The organism is Micromonospora sp. DH13, from assembly GCF_020873825.1.
GTDB lineage: Bacteria > Actinomycetota > Actinomycetes > Mycobacteriales > Micromonosporaceae > Micromonospora > Micromonospora haikouensis.
In genome coordinates, this window is sequence record NZ_JAHWGR010000056.1 from 18,359 (window position 1) to 32,415 (window position 14,057).

Consider the following 14,057-nt stretch of genomic DNA (forward strand, 5'->3'; position numbering starts at 1 on the left):
GGGGTCAGAAGACAGACAGGCCGTCGATGCTCGCGGCGTTCTTCGTGGCCCGGTAGGTCACCAGGTCCTCGGCGGTGCGGCGGGAGTGCGCGCGGATCAGCAGGTCCCGGTCGCCCTCGTAGCGCATCAGGGGGACGGCGTACCCGCAGGAGTCGCTGACCCGGTCGACGTCGACGGTGATCACCGCGCGGGCGGAGTGCAGGTCCGGCGGGTCGGGGAAGTCGGCGAGCCGCTCGGCGAAGCCGTCGTCCTCCACCGTCACCGCCGTGCCCCGGCCGTGCAGCCGGACGATGTTCGGCGGTCCGGCGAAGGCGCAGAACATCAGCGTGATGCGGCCGTTCTGGCGCAGGTGGGCGATCGTCTCCGCGCCGCTGCCGTGGAAGTCGATCCACGCCACCTGGTGCGGGCCGAGGATGACGAAGGTGCCGCGCATGCCCTTCGGCGAGACGTTGACGTGCCCGTCGGTCCCGGAGGGTGCGGTGGCGACGAAGAAGACGGGCTGCTCCTCGATGAACGCGCGCAGCCGCCCGTCGATGGCCTCGTGAACCTTCATGTCGCCATCCTGGCACCGCTTACCGAAAAGTGGGACAGCCATTCCGCATGGCGGGACGGCGGGGCCGGGGTGTGTGCCGGCCCCGCCGCGCCTCACAGCGGGGTGACGTACGCGCCGGTGATGCCGCCGTCGACCACGAACTGCGCGGCCGTCATGAACGACGAGTCGTCGCTGGCCAGGAACGCCACCGCGGCGGCGATCTCCTCCGGCTGGCCGAACCGGCCCATCGGCACGTGCACGAGGCGGCGGGCGGCCCGCTCCGGGTCGGCGGCGAACAACTCCATCAGCAACGGGGTGGCGATCGGCCCGGGGCACAGCGCGTTGACCCGGATGCCCTCCCGGGCGAACTGCACGCCCAGCTCCCGGGTCATCGCCAGCACCCCGCCCTTGCTCGCCGTGTACGCGATCTGCGAGGTGGCCGCCCCCATCAGCGCCACGAACGACGCCGTGTTGATGATCGAGCCCTTGCCCTGCCGGCGCATGTGCGGGATCGCGTACTTGCAGCACAGGTAGACGCTCGTCGTGTTGACCCGCAGCACCCGCTCCCAGGCGTCCAGGCCCGTCTCCAGGATCGAGTCGTCGTCGGGCGGGGAGATGCCCGCATTGTTGAACGCCACGTCCACCCGGCCGTGCCGCTGCGCCACCCCGTCGAACAGGTCCCGCACGGCCGCCTCGTCGGCCACGTCGCAGGCGACGAACTCGCCGCCCACCTCGTGCGCGGCCCGCTCGCCCGCCGCCACGTCGACGTCGACGCAGACCACCCGCGCCCCCTCGGCGGCGAACCGCCGCGCGGTGGCCAGCCCGATCCCGCTGCCCGCCCCGGTCACCACGGCGACCCGGTCCGCCAGTCTTCCCTGCATGACGCTCACTCCTCGGTGCTGATGAACACGTTCTTGACGTCGGTGAAGGCGTGCAGCGCGTCCGGGCCCAGCTCGCGGCCCAGCCCGGAACGCTTCATCCCGCCGAACGGGGTCCAGTAGCGCACGGAGGAGTGCGAGTTGACGCTGAGGTTGCCCGCCTCGACCGCCCGCGCCATCCGCAGCGCCCGCCCCACGTCCCGGGTCCAGATCGAGCCGGAGAGGCCGTACTCGGTGTCGTTGGCCAGCCGGACCGCGTCCGCCTCGTCGTCGAACGGGAGCACCGACACGACCGGGCCGAAGATCTCCTCCCGCCAGTGCCGGTCGGCCGGGGAGTCGGCGAGCAGCACCGTCGGGGCGTACCAGAAGCCGGGGCCGTCGGGGCGGGAGCCGGTGAAGGCCACCCGCGCCCCGTCGACGTACCCGGCGACCCGGTCCCGCTGGGCAGCGGAGATCAGCGGGCCCATCTCGGCCGTCTCCCGCGCCGGGTCCTCCACGCGCAGCGCCCGCACGGCCGGCTCCAGCAGCTCCAGGAACCGGTCGTACGCCGGGCGCTGCACCAGGATCCGCGACCGGGCGCAGCAGTCCTGGCCGGCGTTGTCGAAGACGGCGTACGGCGCGGTGGCCGCCGCCCGCTCCAGGTCGGCGTCGGCGAAGACGACGTTCGCGCTCTTGCCGCCCAGCTCCAGGGTCACGCGCTTCACCTGGGCGGCGCAGCCGGCCATGATCCGGGTGCCGACCTCGGTGGACCCGGTGAAGCACACCTTGCGGACGGCCGGATGGGTGACGAACCGCTCGCCGACCACGTCGCCGCGGCCCGGCAGCACGGTGAACACGTCCTCGGGCAGGCCGGCGTCGCGGCCCAGCTCGGCCAGGCGCAGCGCGGTCAGCGGGGTCAGCTCGGCCGGCTTGAGCACCACCGTGTTGCCGGCGGCGAGCGCCGGGGCGAACCCCCAGGCGGCGATGGGCATCGGGAAGTTCCACGGCACGATCACCCCGACCACGCCCAGCGGCTCGTGGAAGGTGATGTCCAGCCCGCCGGGCACGGGGATCTGCCGGCCGGTCAGCCGCTCCGGCGCGCCCGCGTAGTAGTCGAGCACGTCGCGGACGTTGCCGGCCTCCCAGCGGGCGTTGCCGATGGTGTGCCCCGAGTTGCGCACCTCCAGCAGCGCCAGCTCCTCCAGGTGCGCGTCGACCAGGGCGGCGAACCGCCGCAGCAGGCGCGCCCGCTCCCCCGGCGCGACGTCGCGCCACCGCGGAAACGCGGCGGCGGCCCGCCCGACGGCGGCATCGACCTCCTCGGCCGTCGTGGCGACGACCTCCCCCACCACCGTCCCGCTGGCGGGATCAACCACCCGCGTCACATCCCCCACCCTGCCCTCCCTCTCCAGCTCCCGCGATCTTGCAGTTTCGGCCCCCACAAATGCCGCCAAGCTCCCATGGCAGGGGCCCCAACTGCAAGATCGCGGGAGAGAAAAGGGGTGGGTCAGAGGCGCTCGAAGCCGCGTTGGAGTTCCCAGTCCGTCACGGCGGCGTCGAAGGCGCGCAGCTCGACGCGCGCCATGTTGGCGTAGTGGGCGTGGACCTCGTCGCCGAAGACCGCGCGGGCGATCGTCGAGGACTCCCACAGGCCCAGCGCGTCGCGCAGGGTGCTGGGGACCCGCTCGGCGGCCGGATCGTCGTACGCGTTGCCGGTGCACTCCTCGCCCAGCTCCAGCTCCCGCTCGATGCCGTGCACCGCCCCCGCCACCAGGGCGGCGATCGCCAGGTACGGGTTGACGTCCGCCCCCGGCACCCGGTTCTCCACCCGCATGCCCTGGCCGTGGCCGACCAGCCGCAGCGCGCAGGTGCGGTTGTCGGTGCCCCAGCGCAGCGCCGTCGGGGCGAACGACCCCGGCTGGTAGCGCTTGTAGGAGTTGACGTTCGGGGCGAACAGCAGGCTGAACTCCCGCATCGTGTCCAGCAGCCCGGCCAGCACCCGCTGCCCGGTGACGCTCAGGTGGGCGGGCCCGTCGCCGAGCATCGCCGAACGCCCGTCGGCGTCGCGCAGCGAGAAGTGGATGTGGCAGGAGTTGCCCTCCCGCGCGTTCGGCTTGGCCATGAAGGTGATCGACATGCCCTCCTGGGCGGCGATCTCCTTCGCCCCGTTCTTGTAGATCACGTGGTGGTCGGCGCAGGCCACCGCCTCGTCGTAGCGGAAGGCGATCTCGTGCTGGCCGAGGTTGCACTCGCCCTTCGCGCTCTCCGGGGTCAGGCCCGCGCCGGCCATCTCGGTGCGGATGCGCCGCAGCAGCGGCTCCACCCGGGACGTGCCGAGCAGCGAATAGTCGACGTTGTACTGGTTTGCCGGGGTCAGCTCGCGGTAGCCGCGCCGCCAGGCGTCCTCGTACGAGTCGCGGTAGAGGACGAACTCCAGCTCCGTGCCCGCGTACGCGGTCAGCCCGTGCTCGGCGAGCCGGTCGAGCTGGCGACGCAGGATCTGCCGGGGCGAGGCGGCCACCGGGCCCGACCCGTCCAGCCACGCCAGGTCGGCCAGGAGCATCGCCGTCCCCGGCTGCCACGGCACCCGGCGCAGCGTCTCCAGGTCGGGCACCATGGCGAAGTCGCCGTACCCGCGCTCCCAGCTCGACATCGCATAGCCGTCGACGGTGTTCATGTCGACGTCGACGGCGAGCAGGTAGTTGCACCCCTCGCTGCCGTTCTCCACCACCTGGTCGAGGAAGAACGGCGCGTGGAACCGCTTGCCCTGCAACCGGCCCTGCATGTCGACCAGGGCCAGCACCACGGTGTCGAGCTTGCCGGCGGCGACCGCCGCCCGTAACTCTTCGAGGGACAGCGGTGCTCTGCTCATGCGCGGGCCTCCATCACCAAGGTCTACTGCCTGACCGGATCACCGTCAATGCCCCACCCCGCCGCCCCGGCAAACCCCACCCCTGGCCCTCCCCCACCCCTTACCGCGTGATCAAGAGATTTCGGTCAGGACCGGTGCCGCTCCCTGACACAAGCTTCTTGATCACCGTCGCCTCGAGCGAGAACCGTCGAATCCACCCCCATCGGTGCCTGTCGGGAAACCAACAGTTCTCCGGTGATCCGCCAGACACATGAATGGCTATCCTGTGAGCCCACGTCGGGACGCCCAAGAGAGCGGGTCATGGTCCAAGACAATCACCAGCCGCAGAACAACAGGAATCTCCTACTGTCGACCATCGCCGGTGTCGTCGGGGCAGTGGCGGGAGTCATGCAGTGGTTGACGAGCGTCGGGCCTTGGGCCACCGTGGCCGTCGGAATCATCGGACTGGCCGCGGCGTCTTGGGCGCTAAGTCGGTTCTGGACCCAACGCCGCCCCCTCGGCGCAACGATGCTGGTGTTGATCCTCATCGTGGTAGCGGCCGTGACAGGCGCCGCGACCGACCGGCTCGTCGGCCGCGGCGGACGGCCCGCCCAGGCCACCGCCGGGCAGTCGACCCCCGCCCCCACAGCCATCTCCCAGCCCCCGACGATCACCACCCAGCCCTCCACGCCCGAAACGCCGCCAACCACTTCCCCCACACCGCCCCCCATGGGACCTGACCCCACGGGACCTGACCCCACGGCCACTGCCCCCGGTCCCAGCCGGGTCGCCCGGAACGTCGTTCTGCGGCAGACCTACACGCTCGATCTGGACTCGTCGGCACCGAACTGGGATGTGGAGAACGCCAGCATCTACGAGAGCGGCGACATCTACTTCGGGACCACCTCCGCCACTCTGCAAACCACCGGCGACGTCGTCCTCCTCAAGGGCGAACCGAATTGGACGACCTGCGAGGAGTCGACCGACCGCCAAGACAAGGTGGTGCGGCGGGATCAGGTGAAGATCGGCCTGTCCATCTGCGTCCGCACGACCGAGGACAAGTGGGCGTGGTTGACGGTCAAGAGTTACGAGCCCTCGACAAAAGTAACGTTCGACATCACCGTATGGTGACACCCGTCCCGGCCCTTCGCGCGATACAAGAGGTTTCGGTCATGATCGATACCAATCACTGACACAAGATTTCTGATCACTGCTGGGAGCGGAAACGTGTGAGACCTGCGCGCAAGGGCGGACGAGCGGACCCGGGGCGAGGTGGAGGTGCTGCTCGCCTCGCGGGTGTGGCCGGCGGTACTCATCCCGCTCGGGCCGCTCGGCATGGTGCTCGCCATCGTGGTCGTCGCCTGGCTGCGGCGGGGCGACGAGCTGCTGGTCGACGAGACCGGCCTGTTGACCCGGCACGGGGCCGGATCGTCCGCAGCTATCGCTGAGAGGAGATCCGCGAGGCGGGGGCTGACCCAGCCCGGCTTCGGCCAGGTCGCGCCTTGGCCGTCTACCCCCACGGCGGCCCGTGGGACGGTTCGGGCCCCAACAGTGCCGTCCTTGTGGGCCAGATCTGGACGCTGCGCAGGCCCAACCACGACACCCGGGACCGGATCGACACGCAACTGCGCTCCTGGGGCATCCGCGTCACGGGCGAGTGACCTGCCCTAGCCCCCGGTAATCGAGGACTGCCCGTCGGGGCGCACTGGGGAGAGCGGGACGGCCCGTAATCGCCTTGCCGCGACCGGGCCGCGACGCGCATCCTTGAGCCTGTGACCAGGCCCGATCCGGACGGGCCCCGCCGGGCGCTCGGCAACGCCCGGCCTGCGGCGGCGCGGGGCGTTCACCTCTCTCTCACACGCGGCGCACCGCCCCGCGCCGCCACACCGGCCACACCGGACGCTCAGGCGAGGATCAGCCCGCCCACCCAGAGCACGGCGATCACCAGCCCGGCGAGGAACTCCACCAGCATCGACAGCCCGGCGGCCTTGAGCGCGTGCACCGTCGACGGCCAGGCGAGCTGGTTGCTGCCCAGCCGCAGCCGCTCGGCTCCCCAGATCCCGCCGACGAAGCCGACGACCAGGCCGACGACCGGGATCACGAAGAAGCCCACCAGCCCCAGCACCCCGCCGGCCAGCAGCGACGACGTCGGCACGCCGGCATTCTTCAGGTTGCGGCCCGGCCACAGGTACTTGACGACGGCTCCGCCGACGGCGACGAGCGTGGCGGCGGCCAGCACCAGCCAGCGGCCCGCCCCGGCGGTGCCGAAGATCGCCCAGACCAGCACCCCGCCCCAGCACAGCGGCAGCGCGGGCAGGCCCGGCACGATCACCCCGGCGAGCCCGGCCAGGATGGCCAGCGCGGCCACGATCGACACCACCGCCTGCGAATCGGTGAGACTCACGGTGCCCCCTCGGCATCGTCGCTTAGCCGGGCGGTGATCTCGGCCGCCGGCACGGGTGGGCCGAACCAGCGCCCCTGCCCGGTGTCGCAGCGCAGCGACCGCAGCCGCTCCGCCTGCGCCTCCGTCTCCACCGCCTCGGCGGTCACCCACAGCTCCAGCGCGTGCGCCAGCCGCACCAGCGCGTCCACGATCCGCTCGTCGCGGTGGTCGTCAGAGGAGGCGGAGGAGGAAGCGGCGGAGGCGTCGCCGGGCCGGATGCCCTCCACGAACGGCCCCGCGAGCTTGAGGCAGTGGATGGGCATCCGCCGCAGGTACGCCAGGTTCGAGTATCCGGTGCCGAAGTCGTCGATCGCCAGCCGTACGCCCAGGTCGGCGAGCTGGTGCAGCGCGCGCAGCGGCTCACCGGCGGTGCCCATCACGGCGCTCTCGGTCAGTTCGAGCTGGAGCAGCGCGGCCGGGAGGCCCGTGCGGCCCAGCGCGCCCGCCACCGTCTCGACGATGGCCGGGTCGTTGGCCTGCCGGGCGGCCAGGTTGACGCTGACCACCAGCTTCGCCTCGGGGTACGCGCGACGCCACGCCTCGGCGTCGCGGCACGCCTGCCCGAGCACCCATTCGCCGAGGCGGACGATCAGCCCGGTCTCCTCGGCCAACCCGATGAACTGGTCCGGCCCGACCAGGCCCAGCTCCGGGTGTTGCCAGCGGACCAGCGCCTCCACGGCCACCATCGACGAGTCGAGCAGCGACACGATCGGCTGGTAGTGGACCACGAACTCGCCCCGGTCCAGCGCGGCGGGCAGGCCGGCGACCAGCGCGGAGCGGGCGATGTCGCGGGCGCTGCGCTCGGGGTCGTAGACGGCCCACCGGCCCCGGCCCTCGGCCTTCGCCCAGTAGAGGGTGGTGTCGGCGGCCTTCATCAGCTCCGAGGCGCTGGTCTCCCCGGCCGGGCACTCCACGATGCCGATACTCGCGGAGACGGCCAGCTGCTGATCGCCGACGTGCACGGGGGCGGAGACCGCGGCGAGGGCCATCTCGGCGACGCCCACCGCGTCGTCGAGGTCCTCGCCACCGTCGACGAGGATGACGAACTCGTCGCCGCCCATCCGGGCGACCAGGTGCCCGTGCCCGGAGACACACTCGGCCAGCCGCCGGGCGATCACCACCAGCAGCCGGTCGCCGAGGTCGTGCCCGAGGCTATCGTTGACCGCCTTGAAACCGTCGAGGTCGAGGAAGCAGACCCCGATCCGGTGGTCCGGGCCCGCGTCGGCGAGGACCTGGCCGAGGGTCTCGAAGAACAGCGTACGGTTGGGCAGGCCGGTCAGCGGGTCGTGCAGCGCCTGGAAGCGCAGCCGCTGTTGCAGCTCGTACCGCTCGGTGATGTCCTCGATCATCGCCACGGTGAAGCGTGGCCGGCCGTCGTCGTGCCGGATCAGCGAGACGGCCAGGTCCGTCCAGACGATGCTGCCGTCCTTGCGGTAGTAGCGCTTCTCCACCCGGGCCGCGTCGTGTTTTCCCTCGATGAGCGCCTGGTAGAGCTCCCACATGCCGGCGGCGTCGTCGGGGTGGAACAACGACGCCACGTTCGTGCGGCGCAGCTCGTCGACGCTGTAGCCGAGCATGTCGGCGAACGCCTGGTTCACCTCGATGATCTGCCCGTCGACGCCGGCGATGCCGATGCCGATGGCCGCCCCGACGAAGACGGCCCGGAACCGCGCCTCGCTGTCGCGCAGCGCCTGCTCGACGAGGTCCCGCGCCTGCCAGGCGCTGCGGGCGATGCGTTCCTGCTGGGTGAAGGTGCGGTCGCGCAGCGCCCGGGCGAATCCGGCGGCGAGCCCACCCTGGAGGGCGGCGACCCGCTGGGCCGTGCCGGGGCGGCCCGCCCGGTCGGGCAGCACCTGGGCGACGAACCGGTCCCCGAGCGCCGCGACCGACCAGTCGAGCAGGCCCGGCTCGGCCAGGTGCGCCTCGACCAGCGCCCGGCCGACGCTCTCGGCCGGCCGGGCGGTGAACGCCTCGGCCAGCAGCGCCCCGGCCAGTTGCTCCGTATGTTCTAGGAGCAGCCGCTCGGCCTCGGCCGCGCTGAGCGGCACGAAGCCGAGCCGGCGGGCCGCGCGGGCCCACGCGGCTGCGTACGACTGGGCGCCGGCCCGGCTGAAGCCCCCGCCGCCGGTCGCCGGCACGGCGGTGGTGTCGTCGCCGGTCGCCGGCGTGGCGGTCGCGTCGCCTCCGGGCTCCGGCAGGGCTGTGGCGTCACCGCCGGGTTCCGGCACGGCTGTCACGACGGCCTAGCCGGCGGGCTGGTCGTACCGGGCGACGCCGCCGAACGCGCCGAACCGCTCGGGTTGTGCGTCCACGTCGGACGGCGAGTCGGGACGCCAGAGCGGCATGTGCACCACGCCCGGCTCCAGGATCGTCCAGTCGCCGAAGAAGCCGGTGATCTCGGCGCGGGAGCGCAGCGTGATCTCGGTGGCGGTGCGCGCCGAGAGCCGCTGGGCGTCCAGCATCTCCTGCGGCTGGTCCTCGAACGTGGAGTGCGAGACGACCAGGAAGCTGCCCGGGGCGGCTGCCGCCCGCAGGGTGGCGAGGAGGTCGGCGGGACGGTCGGCGTCCGGTACGAAGTGGACCACCCCGGCGAGCAGGATGCCGACCGGGCGGTCGAGGTCGAGCAGGCCCATGGACCGGCTCGCGGCGAGGATCGCCTCGGGCTGCCGCAGGTCGGCGTGGATCACCCCGGTCAGGTCGTTGCCGGCCAGCAGCTCCCGGCTGTGCGCCACCGCCACCGGGTCGATGTCGACGTAGACCACCCGGGCCTTCGGGTTCGCCGCCTGCGCCACCTCGTGGACGTTGCCGACGGTGGGAATCCCCGAGCCGATGTCGAGGAACTGGTCGATGCCGGCGTCCAGCAGCGCCCGGACCGCCCGGCGCAGGAACTCCCGGCCCGCCCGCATGGTCGCGGCCAGGTTCGGCGTCATGCTGGCGATCTGCTCGGCCAACTGCCGGTCGATCTCGAAGTTGTGCGCGCCGCCGAGGAAGTAGTCGTAGACCCGGGCCGCGCTCGGTCGACTCAGGTCGATCTCGGTGGGAAGTCCGTCCGCCATCCTGTGTCGCTCCCGCCAGTGGTCGCCGCGCCACGGGCCGTGCCGGTCGGCGGACACGGCACGGGAACGCCGGGCACGCCGACCGGCAGACCCGCAGGTCTGTGGTGTTCCACACTCTAAGCCGCAGGTTCCACCATTCGCGAGGTCTGTTTCCCGACCGGGCCGCTGCCGGGCGGCCGGTCAGCCGACTGACTCCAGCATCAGCGCGATGCCCTGCCCCACCCCGACGCACATCGTCGCCAGCGCCCGGCGGGCGTCGCGGCGGCGCAGCTCCAGAGCGGCGGTCAGGGCCAGCCGGGCCCCGCTGGCCCCCAGCGGATGACCCAGGGCGATCGCCCCACCGTTGGGGTTGACGTGCTCGGCGTCCTCGGGCAGGCCCCACTCGCGCAGCACCGCCACCGACTGCGCGGCGAACGCCTCGTTCAGCTCGATCACGTCGACAGCGTCGAGGCCGACGCCGAGCCGGTCGAGCAGCCTACGGGTCGCCGGCACCGGCCCGATCCCCATGATCCGGGGCGGCACGCCGGCCGCGGCGGCCCCCGTGACGCGGGCCAGCGGGGTGAGACCGTAGCGGGCCACCGCCGCCTCACCGGCCACCAGCAACGCCACCGCGCCGTCGTTGACCCCGGAGGAGTTGCCGGCGGTCACCGTGCCGCCCGCACGGAACGGGGTGGGCAGCGCGGCGAGCTTCGGAAGCGTCGTCTCCCGGGGGTGCTCGTCGACGTCGACCAGCTTCGTCTCGCGCCGGCCCGCCGGCACGGTCACCGGCACGATCTCCTCGGCGAACCGGCCGTCGGCCTGCGCCTTCGCGGCCCGCTGCTGCGACCGGTACGCGAACGCGTCCTGCGCGGCGCGGTCCACGCCGAATTCGGCGGCCACGTTCTCCGCCGTCTCCGGCATCGAGTCGATGCCCCAGCCCCGCTCCATCAGCGGGTTGACCAGCCGCCAGCCGATCGTGGTGTCGTACACCTCGGCGGCCCGGGAGAACGCGGCGGTGGCCTTCGGCATGACGAACGGCGCGCGGCTCATGCTTTCCACGCCGCCGGCCACGACCAGTTCCGCCTCGCCGGCCACGACCTGCCGGGCGGCGGTGGCCAGGGCGTCCAGGCCCGAGCCGCAGAGCCGGTTGACGGTGCTGCCGGGCACCTCGCCGGGCAGGCCGGCCAGCAGTGCCGCCATCCGGGCGACGTTGCGGTTGTCCTCGCCGGCCTGGTTGGCGCAGCCGAGGACCACGTCGTCGACGCGGGCCCAGTCCACCGACGGGTGGCGGGCCACCAGCTCCCGGATCACGTGCGCGGCGAGGTCGTCGGGGCGCACCCCGGCGAGCGCGCCGGCGTACCGGCCGATGGGGGTGCGGACACCGGCCACGAGATATGCCACGGTCATCGACGTAGTCCTTCGGGGTGGGAAGGCCGATACTCAACGGGCCCGCCGGGTCGCGGCGAGGCGGCCCCAGGATATCCACGCCGCGACCGCCCCGCGCGGCCCGTGCAAGGAGGGGCCCCCTGTTAACGCATTCTGTTGTACAAGGGGCCCTTCCTAACGCTGCTTCCACAGCGCGGGCCGGCGCATCGACGGTTGGCTGTGTAAGGAGCCTCACGCCGGGCGGTCCTTCCACCCGGCGAACGGCTGGGCGTATCGTCGGCGGGCGATGACCAACGTCTGGGACCTCACCGTCCGCCTGTACGTCGACCTCCGACGGCAGGCCAGCGGCGTCTGTCCGGCGCGGCCCGTCTCCTCCTGACGCCCGCCCGACCGCCGTTGACCCCACTTGGACGTTCCCATGGCTTCCGCCCTGCGCAAGTTTCCCTTCTCCCTCCAGATCCTGCTCGGCCTCGTGCTCGGCGTGGCGCTGGGCTTCGTCGCCCGCGCCAACGACCTGAGCTGGCTGGCCAGCACCCTCGACACCGTCGGCGACCTGTTCGTCCAGCTGCTGAAGCTGGCCGTGCCGCCCCTGGTCTTCACCGCCATCGTGGTCAGCGTCGTCAGCCTGCGCGGCGTCGCCAACGCCGCCCGGCTGGCGCTCAAGACGCTGCTCTGGTTCGGCGCGACCGCGCTGATCGCGGTGAGCATCGGCATCGGCCTCGGCCTGCTCACCGACCCCGGCCGGGGCGTCACCCTCGACGTGGGCGCCGCCGCCCCGCCGAAGACCACCGGCTCCTGGACCGACTTCCTCACCGGCATCGTCCCGACCAACCCGGTCGGCGCGTTCGTCGAGGGCAACGTGCTCCAGATCGTCTTCCTCGCCCTCGTGGTCGGCGCGGCGGCGCTGCTGGTCGGCGACGCCGCCGAGCCGTTCGTGGCGCTCAACCGGTCGCTGCTGAGCATCGTGCAGAAGGCGCTGTGGTGGGTGATCCGGCTCGCCCCGATCGGCACCCTCGGCCTCATCGGCAACGCCGTCGCGTCGTACGGCTGGGACCTGCTGGCCCCGCTCGCGAAGTTCACCACCGCCGTGTACGTCGGCTGCGCGATCGTGCTGTTCGTGGTCTACCCGCTGCTGCTGCTCGCCGCCGGCCGCCTCAACCCGCTGCGCTTCTTCGCCGGGGCGTGGCCGGCCATCGAGCTGGCGTTCGTCTCCCGCTCCTCGGTCGGCACCATGCCGGTGACCCAGCGTTCCGTCGAGCGCCTCGGCGTCCCCCGCGAGTACGCCTCGTTCGCGGTGCCGTTCGGGGCGACCACGAAGATGGACGGCTGCGCCGCGATCTACCCGGCCCTCGCGGCGATCTTCGTCGCGCAGGTCTTCGGGGTGGACCTGGGCGTCGGCGACTACCTGCTCATCGCGTTCGTGTCGGTGGTCGGATCGGCGGCCACCGCCGGCCTGACCGGCGCTATCGTGATGCTCACCCTGACCCTGAGCACGCTGGGCCTGCCGCTGGCCGGCGCCGGCCTGCTGCTGGCCATCGACCCGATCCTGGACATGATCCGCACCGCCACCAACGTGGCCGGCCAGGCCGTGGTGCCGACCATCGTGGCCGCCCGCGAGGGCACCCTCGACCGGGCCGCGTACGACTCGGCCGGTCGCCGCGACCTCACCGACCCCGAGCCGGGCGACGCCGGACGCCGCGACCTCACCGACCCCGAGCCGGGCGACGCCGGACGCGGCGGCCTCGCCGACCCCGGGACGGGTGACGCCGGGCGGCCCTCCCGCGCCGGTGAGCCGGCTCCCGTCCCCGCCTGACAGTTCCGGAGAGGATCACGACATGAGCAGCCTGTTCACGCCCCTGGCGCTGCGCGCCGTCACCCTGCCCAACCGGGTCGCCCTGGCCCCGATGTGCCAGTACAGCGCGGGTCCCGACGGCCTGCCGACCGACTGGCACCGCGTACACCTGGGTTCCCGCGCGGTGGGTGGTGCGGGCCTGGTGCTCACCGAGGCGACCGCCGTGGTGCCGGAGGGCCGGATCAGCCCGCAGGACGTCGGGCTCTGGTCCGACGCGCACGTCGACGCGTGGCGGCCGGTCACCGCGTTCGTCGCGGCGCAGGGCGCGGTGCCGGCGGTGCAGCTCGCGCACGCCGGGTTCAAGGCGTCGACGTACCGGCCATGGGCGCCCCGGCGCGGCGGGGTGCCCGACGCCGAGGGCGGCTGGACGCCGGTCGGCCCCGGCGCGGAGCCGTTCGTGCCGGACTACCGGGTGCCGACCGCGCTCGACGAGGCGGGGATCGCGGGGGTGGTGGAGGCGTTCGCCACCGCCGCCGGCCGCGCGGTGGACGCCGGTTTCGCCGCCGTGGAGATCCACGCCGCGCACGGGTACCTGCTGCACGAGTTCCTCTCGCCGCTGACCAACCACCGCGCCGACGGCTGGGGCGGGGACCGGGCGGGCCGGATGCGGCTGGCCCTGGAGGTGGCCCGCGCGGTGCGCGCGACGGTCGGCGAGAGCGTGCCCGTGCTCACCCGGATCTCCGCCACCGACTGGACCGAGGGCGGCTGGACGGTCGAGGACAGCGTGGTGCTCGCCGGGGAGCTGGCGGCGGCCGGCGTCGACCTGGTGGACGCCTCGTCGGGGGGCGCGGCTCCCCGGGCCACCATCCCGGTCGGCCCCGGCTACCAGGTGCCGCTCGCGGCCCGGATCCGCCGGGAGGCGGGCGTGGCGACCGGCGCGGTCGGCCTGATCGTCGAGCCGGAGCAGGCCGAGCAGATCGTGGCCGGCGGCGAGGCGGACCTGGTCCTGCTGGGTCGGGAGCTGCTGCGCGACCCGTACTGGCCCCGCCGGGCGGCGGCGAAGCTCGGCGCGACGCCCGACTGGCCCGCCCAGTACGAGCGCGCCTTCTGACCTCACCCGCCCCGCGCCGCCGCCGTGGCCCGCGCCGACCGTTCCAGGCG

General features: G+C 73.1%; 10 protein-coding genes and 1 pseudogene. 3 read left to right on the forward strand and 8 right to left on the reverse strand.

The features are described 5' to 3' along the window. Nucleotides 1–4 precede the first annotated feature (4 nt). The 4 genes from LPA42_RS31850 to LPA42_RS31865 form a co-directional block, all read right to left on the reverse strand. Nucleotides 5–553 carry a pyridoxamine 5'-phosphate oxidase family protein gene (locus LPA42_RS31850; RefSeq protein WP_077936687.1) on the reverse strand — a complete coding sequence of 183 codons (549 nt, stop codon included), beginning with the start codon at nucleotides 551–553 and terminating at the stop codon, nucleotides 5–7. Nucleotides 554–645: 92 nt separating this feature from the next. After that, entirely contained in the window at nucleotides 646–1,413 is a 768-nt protein-coding gene (locus LPA42_RS31855) for a 3-oxoacyl-ACP reductase (protein ID WP_077936686.1), read from the reverse strand. Nucleotides 1,414–1,418: 5 nt separating this feature from the next. Then, nucleotides 1,419–2,774 (reverse strand): aldehyde dehydrogenase, encoded by a 1,356-nt coding sequence (locus LPA42_RS31860; protein ID WP_077936685.1) that lies wholly within the window; start codon nucleotides 2,772–2,774, stop codon nucleotides 1,419–1,421. A gap of 122 nt (nucleotides 2,775–2,896) precedes the next feature. After that, complete coding sequence (locus LPA42_RS31865; protein WP_077936684.1) at nucleotides 2,897–4,261, reverse strand: glutamine synthetase family protein; 1,365 nt, start codon at nucleotides 4,259–4,261, stop codon at nucleotides 2,897–2,899. A 300-nt stretch (nucleotides 4,262–4,561) separates the two neighbouring features. Between LPA42_RS31865 and LPA42_RS31870 the strand changes: the two genes are divergently transcribed. Further along, complete coding sequence (locus tag LPA42_RS31870; protein ID WP_228987084.1) at nucleotides 4,562–5,371, forward strand: hypothetical protein; 810 nt, start codon at nucleotides 4,562–4,564, stop codon at nucleotides 5,369–5,371. Nucleotides 5,372–6,143: 772 nt separating this feature from the next. On the opposite strand, the gene LPA42_RS31875 is transcribed toward LPA42_RS31870, so the two are convergent. From LPA42_RS31875 to pcaF, 4 genes are all read right to left on the reverse strand, one after another. Further along, on the reverse strand, nucleotides 6,144–6,644 hold the full coding sequence (locus LPA42_RS31875) for a DUF456 domain-containing protein (RefSeq protein WP_077936680.1): 501 nt from the start codon (nucleotides 6,642–6,644) through the stop codon (nucleotides 6,144–6,146). Next, nucleotides 6,641–8,821 carry a bifunctional diguanylate cyclase/phosphodiesterase gene (locus tag LPA42_RS31880; RefSeq protein WP_077936683.1) on the reverse strand — a complete coding sequence of 727 codons (2,181 nt, stop codon included), beginning with the start codon at nucleotides 8,819–8,821 and terminating at the stop codon, nucleotides 6,641–6,643. Before LPA42_RS31880 ends, LPA42_RS31875 begins: the two co-directional genes overlap by 4 nt. A gap of 105 nt (nucleotides 8,822–8,926) precedes the next feature. Further along, the gene (locus LPA42_RS31885; RefSeq protein ID WP_077936682.1) at nucleotides 8,927–9,739 is read right to left on the reverse strand and encodes an SAM-dependent methyltransferase; all 813 of its coding nucleotides are present in this window, start codon (nucleotides 9,737–9,739) and stop codon (nucleotides 8,927–8,929) included. Nucleotides 9,740–9,919: 180 nt separating this feature from the next. Then, nucleotides 9,920–11,125 (reverse strand): 3-oxoadipyl-CoA thiolase, encoded by a 1,206-nt coding sequence (pcaF, locus tag LPA42_RS31890; protein WP_077936679.1) that lies wholly within the window; start codon nucleotides 11,123–11,125, stop codon nucleotides 9,920–9,922. A 409-nt stretch (nucleotides 11,126–11,534) separates the two neighbouring features. Between pcaF and LPA42_RS31895 the strand changes: the two are divergent. Together LPA42_RS31895 and LPA42_RS31900 are read left to right on the forward strand one after the other, a co-directional pair. After that, a pseudogene (locus LPA42_RS31895) lies at nucleotides 11,535–12,764 on the forward strand (dicarboxylate/amino acid:cation symporter); the annotation flags it as partial. A 175-nt stretch (nucleotides 12,765–12,939) separates the two neighbouring features. Continuing rightward, entirely contained in the window at nucleotides 12,940–14,007 is a 1,068-nt protein-coding gene (locus tag LPA42_RS31900; protein WP_077936678.1) for an NADH:flavin oxidoreductase/NADH oxidase, read from the forward strand. Nucleotides 14,008–14,057: the final 50 nt, after the last annotated feature.

Excerpts from the sequence above, each read along its gene's own strand:
- LPA42_RS31850 (WP_077936687.1), bottom strand. The coding sequence starts at position 553 with ATGAAGGTTCACGAGGCCATCGACGGGCGGCTGCGCGCGTTCATCGAG.
- LPA42_RS31855 (WP_077936686.1), bottom strand. The coding sequence starts at position 1,413 with ATGCAGGGAAGACTGGCGGACCGGGTCGCCGTGGTGACCGGGGCGGGC.
- LPA42_RS31865 (WP_077936684.1), bottom strand. The coding sequence starts at position 4,261 with ATGAGCAGAGCACCGCTGTCCCTCGAAGAGTTACGGGCGGCGGTCGCC.
- LPA42_RS31870 (WP_228987084.1), top strand. The coding sequence starts at position 4,562 with ATGGTCCAAGACAATCACCAGCCGCAGAACAACAGGAATCTCCTACTG.
- LPA42_RS31885 (WP_077936682.1), bottom strand. The coding sequence starts at position 9,739 with ATGGCGGACGGACTTCCCACCGAGATCGACCTGAGTCGACCGAGCGCG.
- pcaF (WP_077936679.1), bottom strand. The coding sequence starts at position 11,125 with ATGACCGTGGCATATCTCGTGGCCGGTGTCCGCACCCCCATCGGCCGG.
- LPA42_RS31900 (WP_077936678.1), top strand. The coding sequence starts at position 12,940 with ATGAGCAGCCTGTTCACGCCCCTGGCGCTGCGCGCCGTCACCCTGCCC.